Consider the following 17,645-nt stretch of genomic DNA (forward strand, 5'->3'; position numbering starts at 1 on the left):
CTTCTGCACAAGGGCTTTCCGTCCAGGACGAACCCGACTACCGTCCCATGAGGTGTACAGGACATAGGTGGTCCCCGGCGTGACGGCGCACTCCGGTTCCACGATCAGCCCGCCCGGCGGTTGAGGGCAGAACACCGCCCCGCCCGTTCGACCGGCCCATCCCGGAGGACATTCGTGCACAGGAAAAGGCCCAGAGCAAGAAAATCGCTCGCACTCCTCACCGGCAGCCTCCTCGCCGCAACCTCACTTCTCTTCACCGCGCCGCAGATCGCGGCCGCCGCCGATCCCGAGCCGGCGCCGGCTGCCGAGGAGTTCCAGCAGGTCACTCTCGCCAAGGGGGGCGAGGAGACCGGCGAACCCATGTCGCTGGCCGTGCTGCCCGACCGCAGCGTGCTGCACACGTCCCGCAACGGCGAGCTGCGGATGACCGACAGCGCCGGCAACACCCGCGTGGTCGGCACCATCCCGGTCTACTCGCACGACGAAGAGGGCCTCCAGGGCATCGGCCTGGACCCGAAGTTCAGTGAGAACCGCTTCATCTATCTCTACTACGCACCGCCGATGGACACCCCCGCGGGCGACGCCCCCAACGAGGGCACCCCCGCCGACTTCGCCAAGTTCGACGGCGTCAACCGGCTCTCCCGCTTCGTCCTCAAGGCCGACGGCACCCTCGACAACGCCAGCGAGAAGAAGATCCTCGACGTCCCGGCGACGCGCGGCATCTGCTGCCACGTCGGCGGCGACATCGACTTCGACGCGCAGGGCAACCTCTATCTGTCGACCGGCGACGACTCCAACCCCTTCGCCTCCGACGGCTACACCCCCATCGACGACCGTCCCGGCCGCAACCCCGCGTACGACGCCCGCCGGACCTCCGGCAACACCAATGATCTGCGCGGCAAGATCCTGCGCATCAAGGTGAACGACGACGCGACCTATTCGGTCCCCGAGGGCAACCTCTTCGCGCCCGGGACCGACAAGACCCGGCCCGAGATCTACGCGATGGGCTTCCGCAACCCCTTCCGCTTCAGCGTCGACAAGAAGACGGGCATCGTCTACGTCGGCGACTACGGGCCCGACGCGGGCGCTGCCGACCCCAAGCGCGGACCGGCCGGACAGGTGGAGTTCGCCCGGGTGACCAAGCCCGGCAACTACGGCTGGCCGTTCTGCACCGGCAACAACGACGCCTATGTCGACTACGACTTCGCGACCAAGGAGTCCGGCGCGGCCTTCGACTGCGCGGCACCCAAGAACGAGTCGCCGCACAACACCGGCCTGGTCGATCTGCCGCCCGCGCAGGCCGCCTGGATCCCCTACGACGGCGGATCGGTGCCCGAGTTCGGCAGCGGCTCCGAGTCCCCGATGGGCGGACCCGTCTACCGCTACGACGCCGCGTCCGACTCCCCGGTGAAGTTCCCGGAGGCCTACGACGGCGACTTCTTCGCCGGTGAGTTCGGACGCCGCTGGATCAAGCGGATCGAGCAGGGCGAGGACGGCGCGGTCCAGTCCATCAACGCCGTGCCGTGGACCGGCACGCAGATCATGGACATGGCCTTCGGTCCGGACGGCGCCCTGTACGTACTGGACTACGGAACCGCCTGGTTCGGCGGTGACGAGAACTCCGGCCTCTACCGGATCGAGAACGCCACCGGCGGCCGCTCACCCGTCGCCGAGGCCTCGGCGAACAAGACCTCCGGCAAGGCGCCCCTGAAGGTCGCCTTCTCCTCGGCCGGCACCACCGACGGTGACGGCGACGCCCTCACCTACGCCTGGGACTTCGGCGACGGCGGCACGTCCACCGACGCCAACCCCAGCCACACGTACAAGAAGAACGGCACCTACACCGCGACCGTCACCGCCAAGGACCCGACCGGCCGCACCGGCTCCGCCAGTGTGCACGTGGTCGTCGGCAACACCGCACCGAAGGTGACACTCGAACTGCCCGCCGAGGGAACCCTGTTCAGCTTCGGCGACGAGATCCCCTTCAAGGTCACGGTCACCGACCCCGAAGACGGCGCCGCCGGGGCCATCGACTGCGCCAAGGTCAAGGTGACGTACATCCTCGGCCATGACAGCCACGGTCACCCCGTGACCTCGGCCAACGGCTGCACCGGCACCATCAAGACGTCCTCCGACGGCGGACACGACCCCAACGCCAACATCTTCGGAGTCTTCGACGCCGAGTACACCGACGGCGGAGGCGGCGGCCAGGCCGCGCTCACCTCGCACGACCAGGCGCAGCTCCAGCCCCGCCACCGGCAGGCCGAGCACTTCACCGGCTCCTCCGGCATCAAGGTCTACGACAAGGCGAGCGCCAACGGCGGCAAGACCGTCGGTGACATCGACAACGACGACTGGATCTCCTTCAAGCCGTACAACCTGACCGGCTCCACCAAGCTCACCGCCCGGATCTCCTCCGGCGGGGCCGGCGGCTTCCTCGAGGTGCGCACCGGTTCGGCGAAGGGCCCGATCCTCGGCTCCGCGCCCGTGCCGGTCACCGGAAGCTGGGACACCTTCCAGGACATCGACGTGCCCCTGCGGGCCGTGCCCAAGAAGACCACCGAACTCTTCCTGGTCTTCAAGGGCGGTGCCGGAGCGCTCTACGACGTCGACGACTTCGAGCTCTCCAACAGCGCACCCGACCGGACCGCCAAGCGCGTCCTCGTCTTCTCCAGGACCGCCGGCTTCCGCCACGACTCCATCGCCACCGGTGTCGCGGCCCTGAAGGAACTCGGCAAGTCCAGCAACATCACGGTCGACGCGACGGAGGAGGCCGGGCAGTTCACCACCAGCAACCTCGCCCGCTACGACGCCGTCGCGTTCCTCTCCACCACCGGTGACGTGCTGAACGCGGACCAGCAGAAGGCGTTCGAGAACTACGTCGCCACCGGCGGCGGGTACATGGGCATCCACGCGGCCGCCGACACCGAGTACGACTGGAAGTTCTACGGCGGCCTCGTCGGCGCCTACTTCGCCTCGCACCCGCAGATCCAGCCCGCGACCGTGCGGGTCGAGGACCACACCCACCCGTCGACCGCGCATCTCGACGAGGCATGGGAGCGCACCGACGAGTGGTACAACTACCGCACCAACCCGCGTGACCAGGCCCGGGTGCTGGCGACCCTGGACGAGACCACCTACCAGGGCGGCACGATGAAGGGCGACCACCCGATCGCCTGGTGCCAGACCTACGAGGGCGGCCGTGCCTTCTACACCGGCGGCGGCCACACCAAGGAGTCGTACGCCGAGCCGGCCTTCAAGCAGCACCTGCTGGGCGGACTGCGCTACGCCTCCGGCCAGGTCAAGGCCGACTGCAAGCCCCAGACCGGCTACCGCTCCATCTTCAACGGCAAGACGCTGGAGGGCTGGAAGCAGGCCGGGCCCGGCAAGTTCAACGTCGTCGACGGTGAGATGCGCACCGAGGGCGGCATGGGCATGGCCTGGTACCAGGCCAAGGAGCTGAAGTCCTACTCCCTCAAGCTCGACTGGAAGCTCGACGGCGACGACAACTCCGGTGTCTTCGTCGGCTTCCCGGCCTCCGACGACCCCTGGTCGGCCGTGAACAACGGCTACGAGGTGCAGATCGACGCCACGGACGCCGCCGACCGCACCACCGGTGCCGTCTACGGCTTCAAGTCGGCGGACATCAAGGCTCGCGACCGCGTCCTGCGGCCGCCGGGACAGTGGAACAGCTACGAGATCAAGGTCCAGGGTGAACGTCTCCAGGTCTTCCTGAACGGCGTGAAGATCAACGACTACACCAACACGGACCCGGCCCGCAGCCTGAAGGACGGCTACATCGGTCTCCAGAACCACGGAGCCGGCGACCAGGCGTCCTTCCGCAACATCCAACTCAGGGAGCTGCCCTCCTAGGCGCCCCCCAGACGGCGGCGGGCGGGGAGGCGCCGTACCCCCCGCCCGCCGTCCTCCACCCCATCGCAAGGCAGGGAGGCAGTCCGTGACGAACGAGAATGTACGCACCGGAGTCTGGTTCGTCGGAGCCCGCGGCTCCGTCGCCACCACGGCCGTCGCCGGATGCGCCGCGGTCAGCGCGGGCCTGCATCCGCCGACGGGCATGGTCACCGAGACACCGCCCTTCGCGGCATCGCGGCTGCCCGCCCTGCCGTCGCTGGTCTTCGGCGGCCACGACACCGCACACTGCCCGCTGCCCAAGCGGGCCGAGGAACTCACCGCGGCCGGCGTGCTCCCGCACGGACTCGCGGCTGCCGTACGCGGTGAACTCACCGCCGCCGACGCCGAGATACGGCCCGGCGGCCCGCAGTCCGGCGACACCCGCAGCGACGAGGAACTCATCGCCGCCTTCGCCGCCGACATACGCGACTTCCGGGAGCGGCACGCACTGGCCCGGGTCGTCGTCATCAACGTCTCCTCGACCGAACCCCTGCCGGAACCGGGTGCGCTGCGGCTGCCGCCCAGCTCCCTCTACGCGGCCGCGGCCGCCCGCGCCGAGTGCCCCTTCGTGAACTTCACCCCCTCCACCGGGCTGCGCACCGAGGCCCTCATGGACGCCGCTGCTGCCGGTGGACTTCCCCACGCCGGCCGTGACGGCAAGACAGGCCAGACGCTGCTCCGTTCCGTGCTCGCCCCGATGTTCGTGCAACGCGCCCTGTCCGTACGGGCCTGGTCGGGCACCAACCTGCTGGGCGGCGGGGACGGAGCGGCGCTGGCCGATCCGGCAGCCGCGGCGGCGAAGAACGCCGGCAAGGAACGCGTCCTCGCCGACGCCCTCGGCCACACCCCGCAGGGCGAGGTGCACATCGACGACGTACCGGCGCTCGGCGACTGGAAGACCGCCTGGGACCACATCGCCTTCGACGGCTTCCTCGGTTCGCGGATGATCCTCCAGACGATCTGGCAGGGCTGCGACTCGGCACTCGCCGCGCCGCTCGTACTCGACCTGGCGCGGCTCGTCGCCCGGGCCCACGAGGTGGGCATGGAGGGACCGCTGCCGGAGCTGGGCTTCTACTTCAAGGATCCCGACGGAGGCCCCGCCGGACTGTCCGAGCAGTTCGAGGCACTCCTGACGTTCGCCGAGCGGCTGCGGGAGACGGTGTGAGGAAGCGGGACATGGGAGCGTGGGCCGAACTGCTCCGGGTCTCGGCCCTGTTCACCGTCCCCGGAGACGCGCTCGCCGGCGCGGCGGCCCTCGGTGTGGCTCCCAACCGCGGCACGGCTCTCGCCCTCGGGTCCTCGCTCTGCCTGTACGAGGCGGGTATGGCGCTCAACGACTGGGCGGACCGCGACGAGGACGCGATCGACCGTCCGCATCGGCCCATTCCCTCGGGCCGTATCGCCCCACGCTCCGCACTGACGGCGGCCGTGGTCCTGACGGGAGCGGGCCTCGCCCTGTCCGCGGCCGCCGGCCGTCGGCCACTGGCTCTGGCCACGGCGCTCGCGGCAACGGTCTGGTCGTACGATCTGCACCTCAAGCACACCCGGGGCGGCCCGGCGGCGATGGCGGCGGCACGGAGCCTGGACGTCCTGCTCGGAGCGGCCGCCACGGGCACGGCGGCAGCCTCGGGCAGGCCATCGGCCACCGGTACGGCCGCGCGTGCCGCGTCGGTTACCGGCACGGCGGCCACCGGCCTGGCCGCGCGTGCCAGGTCGGTCGTCGCTACGCCGGCCCGCAACGGTTCCGTCGTCGGCAGGGCGATGCGCGGCACAGGCGCCACCACCGTCCCGACGACCCGCGCCGCCCTGCCCGGTGCCGTGGTGATGGGCGCGCACACCTACGCCGTCACCTCCGTGTCGCGGCACGAGGCCCACGGCGGATCGACGCTCGTACCCCTCACCGCACTCGCCGCCACCCTGGGGCTCGGGGCGCTCGGCATCCGCGAACAGCGCACCTCCCCGGGCTCACCTCCTGCACGGTTGCTGGTCACCGCGCTCGCGGGCGCGTACGTCCGCACCGCGGCGAAGCCCTTCCTGCATGCCGCCCTCAACCCGTCCCCGCCGCTCACCCAGCGCGCGGTGGGCGGGGGCATCCGGGCGATGATCCCGCTCCAGGCAGCGCTCGCCGCACGCGCCGGCGGCGGTGCGTCGGCGCTGGCCCTGATGGGACTCGTCCCGCTCGCCCGCAAGCTCGCACGGAAGGTGAGCCCCACATGAGCCGAAGCCCCGCTCCCTCCATCCGTCTCGGCTACGGCACGAACGGGCTGACGGACCTGCGTCTGTCCGACGCGCTCGCCCTGCTGGCCGACCTCGGCTACGACGGCGTCGGTCTCACCCTCGACCACATGCACCTGGACCCGCTGGCCTCCGATCTCGCCGCCCGCACCCGTCAGGTGGCCGCCCGGCTGGGGGAGCTGGGCCTGGAGGTCACGGTCGAGACGGGCGCCCGGTATGTGCTGGACCCGCGGCGCAAGCACGGCCCGTCGCTGCTCGACGCCGATCCGGACCAGCGGGCCGCCCGGACCGCACTGCTCATCACAGCGGTGCAGGTCGCCGCCGACCTGGGCGCTCACGCCGTCCACTGCTTCAGCGGCATCACCCCGGCCGGGACCGACGACGACACGGCGTGGAAACGTCTCACCGAGGCACTCACCCCGGTGCTGGACGCCGCGGAACGCTCCGGAGTGCCCCTCGCCATCGAACCGGAACCGGGTCATCTGCTCGCCACCCTCGCCGACTTCCACCGCCTCAGACGCCTTCTCGACAGCCCTGCCCCGCTCGGCCTCACGCTCGACATCGGCCACTGCCAGTGCCTGGAGGCGGCACCGCCCGCGGACTGCATCCGCGACGCGGCCCCCTGGCTGCGGCACGTCCAGATCGAGGACATGCGACGAGGCGTCCACGAGCACCTCCCGTTCGGCGACGGCGAGATCGACTTCCCGCCTGTGCTCGCGGCTCTCGCGGCCACCGGCTACCAGGGCCTGACGGTCGTCGAACTGCCCCGCCACTCCCACGCGGGCCCCGAACTCGCCCGCACCTCCATCGAGTTCCTGCGCACCAAGGGGGCGGCGACATGCTGATGACCCGCAAGGAGCTGGACAGCCGGCTCGGCGGAGCCGCCCGCGCCTGGCTCGACGAGTCGCTCGCCGAGGCCGCGCACGCCGCGGATGCCGGCGAGGACGCCACCACCGCGTACGCGGCACGCTCATGGGAGATGCGCTTCGCCGCCGCAGGCCGTCAGTGCGGCCAGGACAACGCCGACACCGTCCGCGCCCTGCTGCTCGTCGAGGCACGGGCCGACGCCGCCACCCTGACCCGCCTCTACCAGCAGGGCAGCGCCGCCGAGCGCCGGGCCGTCCTCCTCGCACTGCCCCAGCTCGCCCCACCGCCCTCCGCCGGCCTCCCGCTGGTGGAGGACGCGCTGCGCACCAACGACACCCGGCTGGTCGCCGCCGCCGTCGGCCCCTACGCCTTCGAGTACCTCGACCCCCACGCCTGGCGCCACGCCCTGCTGAAGTGCCTGTTCACCGGTGTGCCCGTGGAAAGCGCCCACGGACTCGAACGGCGCGTCCGCGGCGATGCCGAACTCGCCAGGATGCTCGGCGACTACGCCGCCGAACGCACCGCGGCCGGCCGTCCCGTACCCGCCGACCTCCACCGCGTCCTCGCCCTGACGTCCCCCACGGAGGAGATCTGATGCGCATCTTCGACCCCCACATCCATATGACCTCCCGCACCACCGACGACTACGAGGCGATGTACGCGGCAGGAGTCCGCGCGCTCGTCGAGCCGTCGTTCTGGCTGGGGCAGCCCCGCACCTCGGTCGCCTCCTTCACCGACTACTTCGATGCCCTGCTGGGCTGGGAGCCGTTCCGTGCGGCCCAGTACGGCATCGCGCACCACTGCACCATCGCGCTGAACCCCAAGGAGGCGAACGACCCCCGCTGCGTGCCGGTGCTCGACGAGCTGCCCCGCTATCTCGTCAAGGACAACGTCGTCGCCGTCGGTGAGATCGGCTACGACTCCATGACCCCGGCGGAGGACACCGCACTGGCCGCACAGCTCCAGCTGGCGGCCGACCACGGACTGCCCGCCCTCGTCCACACCCCGCACCGCGACAAGCTCGCGGGACTGCACCGCACCGTCGACGTCATCCGCGCATCCGCCCTGCCGACGGAGCGCGTCCTGCTCGACCACCTCAACGAGACCACCATGAAGCACGCCGTCGACAGCGGCTGCTGGATGGGCTTCTCCATCTATCCCGACACCAAGATGGACGAGGACCGCATGGTCGCGGTGCTCAAGGAGTACGGAACCGAGAAGATCCTGGTCAACTCGGCCGCGGACTGGGGCAGGAGCGACCCGCTCAAGACCCGCAGCACCGGCGACGCCATGCTCGCCGCGGGGTTCAGCGAGGACGACGTCGACAAGGTGCTCTGGCGCAACCCCGTCGCCTTCTACGGCCTCAGCGGCCGCCTCCAGCTCGACACCCCGGAACCGGAGCCCCTGCACGAGGGCAACTCCATCCTCCGCGGCGGGGAATGAGGAGGCAGTCCCATGCGCTTCCGCCACCCCGACGGCACCACCGTCCACCTCGGCTACTGCACCAACGTCCATCCCGCCGAGACCCTCGACGGCGTCCTCGCCCAGCTCCGCGACCACTGCGAGCCGGTGCGCCGCCGTCTCGGCCGCGACCGACTGGGCATCGGCCTCTGGCTGGCCAAGGACGCGGCCCGGGCCCTCGTCACCGACCCCTCCGCACTGCGGGGCCTGCGCGGCGAACTCGACCGGAGAGGCCTGGAGGTCGTCACCCTCAACGGCTTCCCGTACGAGGGGTTCGGCGCCGAAGAGGTCAAGTACCGCGTCTACAAGCCGGACTGGACGGACCCCGAACGCCTCGCCCACACCACCGATCTCGCCCGGCTGCTGGCAGGCCTCCTGCCCGACGACGTCACCGAAGGAACCATCTCCACCCTGCCCCTGGCATGGCGCACCCCCTTCGACAACGTTGCCGCCGAGAGCGCCCGGACGGCGCTGACCACCCTCGCCGAACGCCTCGACGCCCTCGAGGACCTCACCGGCAAGTCCGTGCGCATCGCCGTCGAGCCCGAACCCGGCTGCATCGTGGAGACCACCGCCGACGCCATCGCGCCCCTGAGCGGCATCGCCTCCCACCGGATCGGCGTCTGCATCGACACCTGTCATCTCGCCACCTCCTTCGAAGAGCCGGAGACCGCTCTGGCCGCCCTCGCCTCGGCCGGCGTGACCGTTCCCAAGGCCCAGCTGTCCGCGGCCCTGCACGCCGAGGAACCCCATCTGCCGGAGGTGCGCGCCGCGTTGGCCGCCTTCGCCGAGCCGCGCTTCCTGCACCAGACCCGCACCCGGACCAGCGCCGGCCTGCGCGGCACCGACGACCTCCCGGAAGCCGTCGCCGGCCAGGCACTGCCCGACGGCGCACCCTGGCGGTCGCACTTCCACGTCCCGCTCCACGCCCCTCCCGCCCCGCCCCTCACCTCCACTCTCCCCGTCCTGAAGGACACGCTGGCCCGGCTCGTCGGGGGACCGGCGCCCTTGACCCGTCACCTGGAAGTGGAGACGTACACCTGGCAGGCCCTGCCCGCCGAGCTGCGTCCCCGCAACCGCACCCAGCTCGCCGACGGCATCGCCGCCGAACTCACCCTCGCCCGCGACCTCCTGGTCGACCTCGGCCTCAAGGAGCTGCCATGACCGACGCCGGACAGACCGCGCCCACCCCTCTTCTGGTCCTGGACGTCGTCGGCCTCACCCCCCAGCTCCTCGAGCACATGCCCAACCTCCGGGCACTGGCCGGCTCCGGCTCCCAGGCCCCGCTGTCCACCGTGCTGCCGGCCGTGACCTGCGCCGCGCAGTCCACGTTCCTGACCGGCACCCTGCCCGCCGAGCACGGCATCGTCGGCAACGGCTGGTACTTCCGCGACCTGGGCGATGTGCTGCTGTGGCGGCAGCACAACGGACTGGTGGGCGGTGACAAGCTGTGGGACGCCGCCCGGCGCGCGCACCCCGGCTACACGGTGGCCAACATCTGCTGGTGGTACGCGATGGGCGCGGACACCGACTTCATCGTCACCCCCCGCCCCGTCTACTACGCCGACGGCCGCAAGGAACCCGACTGCTACACCCGCCCCCCGGAACTCCACGACGAACTCACCGGCGAGCTCGGCACCTTCCCCTTGTTCCACTTCTGGGGCCCCGGCGCCGACCTGGTGTCCAGCCAGTGGATCATCGACGCCACCCGTCACATCATGGCGACCCGCCACCCCGATCTGACCCTGTGCTACCTCCCTCATCTCGACTACGACCTCCAGCGCTTCGGCCCCGACGACCCCCGCTCCCACCAGGCGGCCACCGACCTGGACGCGGCCCTCGCCCCGCTCCTGGCCGACGCCCACCGGGAGGGACGCACGGTCGTCGCACTGTCGGAGTACGGCATCACCCGGGTCAGCCGCACCGTCGACATCAACCGGGCCCTGCGCCGAGCCGGGCTGCTCGAAGTCCACACCCAGGACGGCATGGAATACCTGGACGCGATGGCCTCCCGGGCCTTCGCGGTGGCCGACCACCAGATCGCCCACGTCTACGTCCGCCGCCCCGAGGATCTGGAGGCCACCCGCCAGGCGCTGGCGGACCTCCCGGGCATCGAGCAACTCCTGGACGACGAGGGCAAGAAGGCCCACGGCCTGGACCACCCCCGTGCCGGTGAGCTCGTCGCGGTCGCCGAACCGGACGCCTGGTTCACCTACTACTACTGGCTCGACGACGACCGGGCCCCCGACTTCGCCCAGCTGGTCGAGATCCACCGCAAGCCCGGCTACGACCCCGTCGAACTCTTCATGGATCCCCAGGATCCCTACGTCAAGGTCAAGGCGGCCACGGCGATCGCGCGCAAGAAGCTCGGCATGCGCTACCGGCTCGCCGTCGTCCCCCTCGACCCGTCACCTATTCGTGGCAGCCACGGCCGGCTGCCCGCGCACGACGACGAAGGCCCGCTCATCATCTGCTCCACCCCCCAGGCAGTCACCGGCCGCGTCGAAGCCACCGAGGTGAAGTCCCTGCTGCTTCACCTCGCTGGACTCCACTGAACCAGACGGCACTGACAACGAGGAGTTATCCACATGAGCCGCACCTCCAAGAACCACGACCCGGAGCTCTCCCACCGTCTCAGCAGACGAGGCATGCTCGGCGTCGCCGCCGGCGCCAGTGCCGCCGCCCTGCTCGGCGCGGCCGTCCCCGCGTCCGCGGCACCCGTCACGGCGGCCCAGGACAGGGGACACGGCCGAGGCGGTCCCGTCCTGCCGCCCGGGCGTCTCGGCATCCAGCTCTACTCGCTGCGGGACAAGGTCTCCACCCTCGGCTTCGCGCCCGTGTTCGCGGAGCTGGCGAAGTACGGCTACGACGAGGTCGAGTTCGCCGGCTACACCCAGGGCTCCGCCGGCCCCATCACGCTCGCCCAGCTCAAGCGGCTGGCCAGGGATCACGGCCTCAACCCCATCGGCAGTCACGTCAACTACTACGACGACAACAACCCGGGCGCGTACAGCTTCGCGCAGAACCTGGAGAAGGTGCTCGACGACGCCCAGGCCCTCGGACTCAAGCACATCGGCACCGCGTCCGGCCCCTGGCGCTACGGCGCGACCGTCGACGGCTGGAAGCGCGCCGCCGAGGACTTCAACACCTACGGCGCTGCCGCGCGAAGGCGCGGCATGAAGTTCTACCAGCACAACCACGCCGAGGAGTTCTCCTTCGCCACCGACAAGCCGAAGGTCCGTCTCTACGACGTGCTGCTCGCCGAGACCGACCCGAGCCTCGTCTATCTGGAGATGGACATCTACTGGGCGTACGTGGGCCAGTTCCGCTTCGGCAAGCGGGTCGACGGCACCTCCGCACCCTTCGACCCGCTGCGCTACGTCCTCAAGCAGCCGCACCGCTACCCGCTCTTCCACGTCAAGGACGGCGAGCGCAACGAGGCGGCCCGTGACGGCTACGACATGGTCGACGTCGGTGACGGCGACATCGACTACAAGCGCTTCATCTCGGCGGTGAACAAGACCCACGGCGGCCGCCGGGACCACCACTGGCAGGCGGAGCACGACAACCCCGTCGAATCCTTCGCGTTCGCCCGCAAGTCCAGTGCCCACCTCCACTCGCTGCGCGAGAAGGACTGCTAGACCGTCCGCGTCATCTCCCGTTCGGTTCGCGGACCGTTCCTGGAGGTCCGTCGAGAATCTTGCTACCGGCCAGTAGAGGGAACGTAAGGTTCCGTCCATCATGGGACGCGAGCATGTCAAGGCCCTCCGTCCGTACGGGACGGGGGGCTTTCCCTGAGCTGTTCCGAGACCAGGAGAACCCCCCATGCATGCAGGCAAGTGGAGAGTCCGGTCGGTGGCGGGTGTCGCCGCACTGGCGTTCACCGTGGCCACGCCCGTGGCCACCGCCGCAACCCCGGCACCGTCGGACGGCCCGGCGGCCACGGCCGCCGCCACGGCGCAGACGTCGAACGGTCCGTTCCTCGCCGATGTCGACTACGCGACGTGGCAGCGCGATGTGAAGGCCGTCATCGACGTCGCGCGCCCCTACATCGAGCAGCGCACCGCGAACACCGGTGGCAAGAAGCAGGCCATCGTCCTCGACATCGACAACACGTCGCTGGAGACGGACTTCCACTACTTCTGGGAGATCCCGACCCCCGCGGTGAAGCCGGTGCTGGACCTTGCCACGTACGCGGAGTCCCGCGGTGTGGACATCTTCTTCGTCACCGCGCGCCCGGGCATCATCTACTCGCTCACCGAGTACAACCTGGAGCGGGTCGGCTTCCCGGTCGACGGTCTGTACGTACGTGACCTGCCCGACCTCTTCCACGAGGTCAGCAAGTACAAGACCGACAAGCGCACCGAGATCGAGGCCAAGGGCTACACGATCATCGCCAACATCGGCAACAACACCACCGACCTGGTGGGCGGGCACGCCGAGAAGACGTTCAAGCTGCCCGACTACGACGGCGACCTCTCCTAGGTCTCTCCTGGGTCTTCCAGGTCTCATCCGCGGGTCGTCCGCTTCCGCGGGGTCCGTGCACGACGAGGGGGCCGTGACAACCGACCGACCGGTTGTCACGGCCCCCTCGGCCTTCTCCCGAAGGGGAAGCGGGCTCAGTCGGCCGGGCGGGTACCGGTCTGCTCCGCATCGGCCGACTCCGCATCCGCAAGGCCTTCGTCGAGCGCGGTGGCGAGTTCTGTCCGGCGCCGGATGCCCAGCTTGCGGTAGGTACTGGTCAGATGGGTCTCGACGGTGCGCCGTGCGAGGTGCAGCAGCTCGGCGATCTCGGCGTTCGTCATGCCGCCGGCGGCGAGCGCGGCGATCCGCCGCTCACTTCCGGTGAGCGCCTCGGCCCCCGTGAGCGCCGTCGCGACACGGCGGGCGCCGCCCTCGCGCAGGGCCTCTTCCGCCAGGGACCGCAGTCGCACCGCGCCCAGCCGTTCGGCGCGTTCGGACGCCTCCCGCAGGGAGTCGCGCGCCCGTGCCCGCTCCCCGGCGGCGTTGAGCTGCCGTCCCCGGGCGATCAGCGCCGGCAGCAACTCCGTCTCCACCGACGCGTCCCTCAGCAGCCGCACCGCCCGGTCCGTGAGCTCCAGACCACGCCGGCCACCCGTCGCCGTGCCGAGGACGCGCAGTGCCCTGCCCACGCAGCGCGGTGTGTTCCACACCCTGGCGAGCCGCAGTTCCTCGTCCGCGAGCGCGAGCGCCTCGTCCGGCCGGCCGAGCGCCAGCCGGCATTCGGCCGCGGCAGTCCGCCAGGGAGTGACGACGGGCGCGACCACATCGCGCGCCGACTGCCGGCGCCCGCACTCCAGGAAATCCTCCAGCGCCCCTACCGCATCCCCCCGGGCCGCGCGCAGCACGCCGCGTGCGTACCGGAACCGGTGCAGTTCCCAGGACTCCGGTGCGGTCCGCAGGTCGAAGCCGTCCGTGAGCAGGGCGGCCTCCTCGGTACGTCCCGTCTCCACCAGCGCGATGACCGCGTGGGCCTGGGCGTTGGTGGGTGCACGCCGGCCCACCTGTGCCGGGCCGGCCCGCCCCGCGGCGGGGGCGGCGATCAGTTCGGCGAAGCGCCCCCGGGCGGCGGCGATGTCCGTCCGCACGTTCAGCAGCGCCTCGTGCATGGGGTGCAGCAGAGACGCGCGCTGTCCGGTCAGGCCACGCCGGATGAGCCGTTCGGCCTCGTCGAGTTCGTCGGCCCACTGGGCGACGGCGGCCGCCGTGCCCAGCAGGAACGGTTCCGCCAGTGGGTCGGGCGGTGACTCCAGCAGAGCGCGGATCCGCTTCATGGCGGAGTCCGCCGACGTCAGACCGGCGGTCGCCTCGTACCGCACCAACAGCGCCTGCCCCGCCGCGCCGACCAGGTCGGGTGTCCGCTCGGCGATCTCCCGCAGCCAGCGGTACACCTCCTCGCGTATGCCCGGGTCGTGGTCCGACAGCAGCGCCGAGGCGGCCTGCACCGTACGGATCAGGTTCGGATGGTCCCGCAGGGGTTCGTCCAGAGCGCGCAGGATGTCGATCGCGGTGCGCGCCTCGCCCCGCCGGGCGAGGGCGGTGCCGAGTGCCACCGCCGCACGCACCCGGTCGTGCGGCATGCCCGGCAGTCGCACCGCCTCGGTCAGCCGCGGTATGCCGGTGGCCGACCGCACGGTCGCGAACTCGAGGGAGCCCAGCTCGGTGAGGACCGAGGCCCGGCGGGCGGCCGGCATCGGTTCGTCCAGCACGCGGCGCAGATAGGCCAGGGCGTCGTCCGTGCGGTCCTCCGAGACGGCGACGGTGGCGGCGTCCAGCAGCGCGCTGGTGGCCCAGGCCTCGCCGATCGCGTCGGTGCGCAACAGCTGCCTGGCCACCGCCTCGGCCCGGTCGCCCCGGCGCAGCATCACCTCGGCAGCCGTACGGTACGCCTCCCGCCGCCGGGCACCGGACCATCCGCTCAACACGGCGTCCCGCAACAGCGGATGGGCATAGCGAGGGCCGCCGTCGGCGTCCGGGCGCAGCACGCCCAGGCGGGTCATGGCGGTGAGCCAGCCCGAGACGCGGACGGGGTCGGCGCCCACCATCCCGGCGGCCAGACCGGCGTGGTGGTCCGGGTCCCCGGGGACGTCGTCCACGGCGGCGAGCGCGCGGGCGATGTCCGCGGTTGCCTGCCCCGCGCTGTCCAGCCACCACGAGACCGCCGACGGGTAGGCACCCGGGTACAGGGCGGCGCAGGTCTCCGGCACGGCGGCCGGAAGGTCGTCCGGGTGCTCGGCGCGCAGATCGTCCAGCAGAGCGCGCAGCAGGAGTGGGCTGCCCGCGCCGGCGCGTACGCAGGCGTCGGTCCACTGTGCCGGAACGGTGGCGTCCACGACCGAACGGACCACGTCGGTGGCGGCGTTCGCGCTGAGCGGGGCGAGGGTGTGGCCGAGGACGAGGGCCGGCGAGAGGCTGTGGTCCAGACAGTCCGCGGGCGGGTCGATGTCGTACTGGCTGCGTTCGGTCACCACCAGCAGCACCGGTAATCGGTCGACGTGCCGGGCCGCCTCGACGAGCCAGCGCCGCGAGGGCTCGTCCGCGAGGTGCACGTCGTCCACGGCGACCAGCAGCGGTGCCTCGGCCGCGTGCTCGCGCAGCAGGTGCCACAGCCGTGCGGCCCCGTTCCGGTCGTACGCGGTGCCGGACGCCTCCGGGGGCTCCTCGACGCACCCGAACTCATGGCCGGGCTGGAGGAGTTGGCGCACGGCGGCGAGGGGCGCGGCACCGGGGGAGCAGCGGGCGCGCAGCACCCGCATGCCCCGCGCCGACGCATGGTCCGCGGCGGCCTCCAGAAGCGCGCTGCGGCCGGTGCCGGTGGCGCCTTTGAGCAACACGAGGCGGCCGGAGCCGCCCCGGGCGCGCTCGACCTCGGTGGTCACCAGGGCCAGCGCCTCCCGGCGTTCGCGAAGGGGTCCGGGGCCGCGCATCAGTGCCTCCTGCCGTGGACGGGCTCGTGGCCGATCTCGTGGTCCGTCTCGTGGTCCTCCACGATTGCGTGCGACACCCCTGGCGCACGAGTGTGGAATGCGCCCGCTTGCCACCCGCGCCGCAAGGGTGGCGAGCAACCGACCGGGCGAGCACGGGGACAGGGGAGAAACGGTTTGCACAGCTCATTACGGACCACAGACACCGCCGCGGGCGAACCCGGGCACCGGATACCCGTCGTGGTCAACGCGGCGGACCCCGTGTCCCGTGCGGGCGCGATGAGTCTGCTGCGGCAGCAGCCGGTCATCGACTTCGTCGAGGACACGGAGGCCGGGCCCGGCACCGTGGTCGTGCTGATCAGCGAGACGCCGGACGAGACCACGCTGGCGAGGCTGCGCAGACTGGTACGCAGCGACGGCGCCCGTGCCGTGCTCGTCGTGGGGGTGATCCGGGAGGCGCAACTGCTCGATGTCATCGAGTGCGGCGTCGGCACCATCGTCTGGCGGCAGGAAGCGACCGCACAGCGGCTGTTGCAGGCCGTGCTCGCGGCGTCCCGGGGTGACGGCGACCTCCCCGGCGACCTGCTGGGGCGGTTGATCAGCCAAGTAGGAACGTTGCAGCGGACGGCCGCCAACCACTCGGGTGTTCCTTCCTCCGGTCTGGCGCCACGCGAGGTCGACGTGCTGCGACTGGTCGCGGAAGGGCTCGACACCGGAGAGATAGCGAGCAAGCTCGCCTACTCCGAACGGACCGTCAAGAACGTCGTGCACGGCCTGACCACGCGTCTGCACCTCCGAAACCGGGCACATGCCGTGGCATATGCCCTGCGAGAAGGCTACATCTGACCCGACAGGCAGACGAACACGGCCACTCGGGCATCCCGCCCTGCCCCCTCGACGTCCCCGGCGTGCCCTGCGGAGTCGGCGCTCCGGAGGGCACGATCGGCGGACAGACACACGACGGGGCAGGAGCACAACGGTGATCCACGAGGTGGACGAGGTCCTCAAGGGACTGATCGGGGGTGGGGCCCTGGCCGGCTCGGGCATCGAGATCTCCTTCGACGCCCCGACCCGTGACTGGGCCGCCCGGCGCAACCAGCCCGCCGTCAACGCCTATCTGTACGACATCCGCGAGGACGTGAAACGGCGCGAGCGCGGCGCCGTCGCGGTCCTCGACGAGCGGGGAGTGGTCGTGCGCCGCCGCCAGCCGCCGCGCTGGTTCCGGCTGTCCTACCTGGTCACGGCCTGGACCAAGCGCCCCGAGGACGAACACCGTCTGCTGTCCGCCGTGTTGGCGACACTGATCCCCCGCGAGATCCTGCCCGCCGACGAACTCCCCGGAGCGCTCGGCGAGCTGGGCCTGTCCGTGCCGCTCACGGTCGCGGGCCTGCACACCGAGGCGCGCTCCATGGCGGAGATCTGGAGCGCGCTGGGCGGCGAACTGAAGCCCTCCCTGGACCTGGTGGTGACAGCCCCCTTCCCGGCATACCCCGAGTACGACGCGGGCCCGCCCGTCACGGAGGGCGCGGCGGTGCGTGTGCGCGGCGTCGACGGCACCCTGGAGGGCTCGCCCGAGCGGAGACACCGGCCGCATCATCTGGCGTCCGCGACAGCCGCCCGCGCCGGGGCGCATGCGGCCGCAGGAGAACATGGCGAGGTGCCGCCGAGTGCGTCGGGAGAAGCGGACGGCCGGGGCCGGGGGAAGCAGGTCACGTGAGCACGTAC

13 protein-coding genes are annotated in these 17,645 nt (G+C 71.4%); 12 read left to right on the top strand and 1 reads right to left on the bottom strand.

Annotation, left to right across the window (positions count from 1 at the left end):
* Window positions 1–174 precede the first annotated feature (174 nt).
* The 10 genes from ACQPWZ_RS29880 (at window position 175) to ACQPWZ_RS29925 (ending at window position 12,960) form a co-directional block, all read left to right on the top strand.
* Window positions 175–3,873 carry a ThuA domain-containing protein gene (locus ACQPWZ_RS29880; protein ID WP_433572872.1) on the top strand — a complete coding sequence of 1,233 codons (3,699 nt, stop codon included), beginning with the start codon at window positions 175–177 and terminating at the stop codon, window positions 3,871–3,873.
* An 85-nt stretch (window positions 3,874–3,958) separates the two neighbouring features.
* Window positions 3,959–5,077, top strand: a complete 1,119-nt coding sequence (locus ACQPWZ_RS29885; RefSeq protein WP_433572873.1) for an inositol-3-phosphate synthase — start codon at window positions 3,959–3,961, stop codon at window positions 5,075–5,077.
* An 11-nt stretch (window positions 5,078–5,088) separates the two neighbouring features.
* A complete protein-coding gene (locus ACQPWZ_RS29890) occupies window positions 5,089–6,129 on the top strand; it encodes an SCO3242 family prenyltransferase (protein WP_356703837.1) in 1,041 nt (346 codons plus the stop codon).
* On the top strand, window positions 6,126–6,992 hold the full coding sequence (locus ACQPWZ_RS29895; protein ID WP_433572874.1) for a sugar phosphate isomerase/epimerase family protein: 867 nt from the start codon (window positions 6,126–6,128) through the stop codon (window positions 6,990–6,992). The genes ACQPWZ_RS29890 and ACQPWZ_RS29895 overlap by 4 nt, the downstream gene beginning before the upstream one ends.
* On the top strand, window positions 6,986–7,609 hold the full coding sequence (locus tag ACQPWZ_RS29900) for an EboA domain-containing protein (protein ID WP_405574031.1): 624 nt from the start codon (window positions 6,986–6,988) through the stop codon (window positions 7,607–7,609). Before ACQPWZ_RS29895 ends, ACQPWZ_RS29900 begins: the two co-directional genes overlap by 7 nt.
* Window positions 7,609–8,457 (top strand): TatD family hydrolase, encoded by an 849-nt coding sequence (locus ACQPWZ_RS29905; RefSeq protein ID WP_356703840.1) that lies wholly within the window; start codon window positions 7,609–7,611, stop codon window positions 8,455–8,457. Before ACQPWZ_RS29900 ends, ACQPWZ_RS29905 begins: the two co-directional genes overlap by 1 nt.
* Before the next feature lie 12 nt (window positions 8,458–8,469).
* Window positions 8,470–9,639 carry a metabolite traffic protein EboE gene (eboE, locus tag ACQPWZ_RS29910; protein WP_433572875.1) on the top strand — a complete coding sequence of 390 codons (1,170 nt, stop codon included), beginning with the start codon at window positions 8,470–8,472 and terminating at the stop codon, window positions 9,637–9,639.
* Window positions 9,636–11,030: a nucleotide pyrophosphatase/phosphodiesterase family protein gene (locus ACQPWZ_RS29915; RefSeq protein WP_383241878.1), complete on the top strand. Its 1,395-nt coding sequence runs from the start codon at window positions 9,636–9,638 to the stop codon at window positions 11,028–11,030. Before eboE ends, ACQPWZ_RS29915 begins: the two co-directional genes overlap by 4 nt.
* Window positions 11,031–11,063: 33 nt before the next feature.
* A complete protein-coding gene (locus tag ACQPWZ_RS29920) occupies window positions 11,064–12,116 on the top strand; it encodes a sugar phosphate isomerase/epimerase family protein (RefSeq protein WP_340476373.1) in 1,053 nt (350 codons plus the stop codon).
* A 184-nt stretch (window positions 12,117–12,300) separates the two neighbouring features.
* Window positions 12,301–12,960 (top strand): HAD family acid phosphatase, encoded by a 660-nt coding sequence (locus tag ACQPWZ_RS29925; RefSeq protein ID WP_340476374.1) that lies wholly within the window; start codon window positions 12,301–12,303, stop codon window positions 12,958–12,960.
* A 134-nt stretch (window positions 12,961–13,094) separates the two neighbouring features.
* On the opposite strand, the gene ACQPWZ_RS29930 is transcribed toward ACQPWZ_RS29925, so the two are convergent.
* Window positions 13,095–15,923: an AAA family ATPase gene (locus ACQPWZ_RS29930; RefSeq protein WP_433572876.1), complete on the bottom strand. Its 2,829-nt coding sequence runs from the start codon at window positions 15,921–15,923 to the stop codon at window positions 13,095–13,097.
* 174 nt (window positions 15,924–16,097) lie between these two features.
* Between ACQPWZ_RS29930 and ACQPWZ_RS29935 the strand changes: the two genes are divergently transcribed.
* Together ACQPWZ_RS29935 and ACQPWZ_RS29940 are read left to right on the top strand one after the other, a co-directional pair.
* Entirely contained in the window at window positions 16,098–16,766 is a 669-nt protein-coding gene (locus ACQPWZ_RS29935; protein ID WP_340476376.1) for a helix-turn-helix transcriptional regulator, read from the top strand.
* A 133-nt stretch (window positions 16,767–16,899) separates the two neighbouring features.
* Complete coding sequence (locus ACQPWZ_RS29940; RefSeq protein WP_433572877.1) at window positions 16,900–17,637, top strand: DUF4255 domain-containing protein; 738 nt, start codon at window positions 16,900–16,902, stop codon at window positions 17,635–17,637.
* Window positions 17,638–17,645 lie beyond the last annotated feature (8 nt).

The organism is Streptomyces sp. CA-251247 (assembly GCF_050952975.1).
GTDB lineage: Bacteria > Actinomycetota > Actinomycetes > Streptomycetales > Streptomycetaceae > Streptomyces > Streptomyces achmelvichensis.

Excerpts from the sequence above, each read along its gene's own strand:
- ACQPWZ_RS29925 (WP_340476374.1), top strand. The coding sequence starts at position 12,301 with ATGCATGCAGGCAAGTGGAGAGTCCGGTCGGTGGCGGGTGTCGCCGCA.
- ACQPWZ_RS29905 (WP_356703840.1), top strand. The coding sequence starts at position 7,609 with ATGCGCATCTTCGACCCCCACATCCATATGACCTCCCGCACCACCGAC.
- ACQPWZ_RS29895 (WP_433572874.1), top strand. The coding sequence starts at position 6,126 with ATGAGCCGAAGCCCCGCTCCCTCCATCCGTCTCGGCTACGGCACGAAC.
- ACQPWZ_RS29890 (WP_356703837.1), top strand. The coding sequence starts at position 5,089 with ATGGGAGCGTGGGCCGAACTGCTCCGGGTCTCGGCCCTGTTCACCGTC.
- ACQPWZ_RS29915 (WP_383241878.1), top strand. The coding sequence starts at position 9,636 with ATGACCGACGCCGGACAGACCGCGCCCACCCCTCTTCTGGTCCTGGAC.
- ACQPWZ_RS29900 (WP_405574031.1), top strand. The coding sequence starts at position 6,986 with ATGCTGATGACCCGCAAGGAGCTGGACAGCCGGCTCGGCGGAGCCGCC.
- eboE (WP_433572875.1), top strand. The coding sequence starts at position 8,470 with ATGCGCTTCCGCCACCCCGACGGCACCACCGTCCACCTCGGCTACTGC.
- ACQPWZ_RS29920 (WP_340476373.1), top strand. The coding sequence starts at position 11,064 with ATGAGCCGCACCTCCAAGAACCACGACCCGGAGCTCTCCCACCGTCTC.
- ACQPWZ_RS29930 (WP_433572876.1), bottom strand. The coding sequence starts at position 15,923 with ATGCGCGGCCCCGGACCCCTTCGCGAACGCCGGGAGGCGCTGGCCCTG.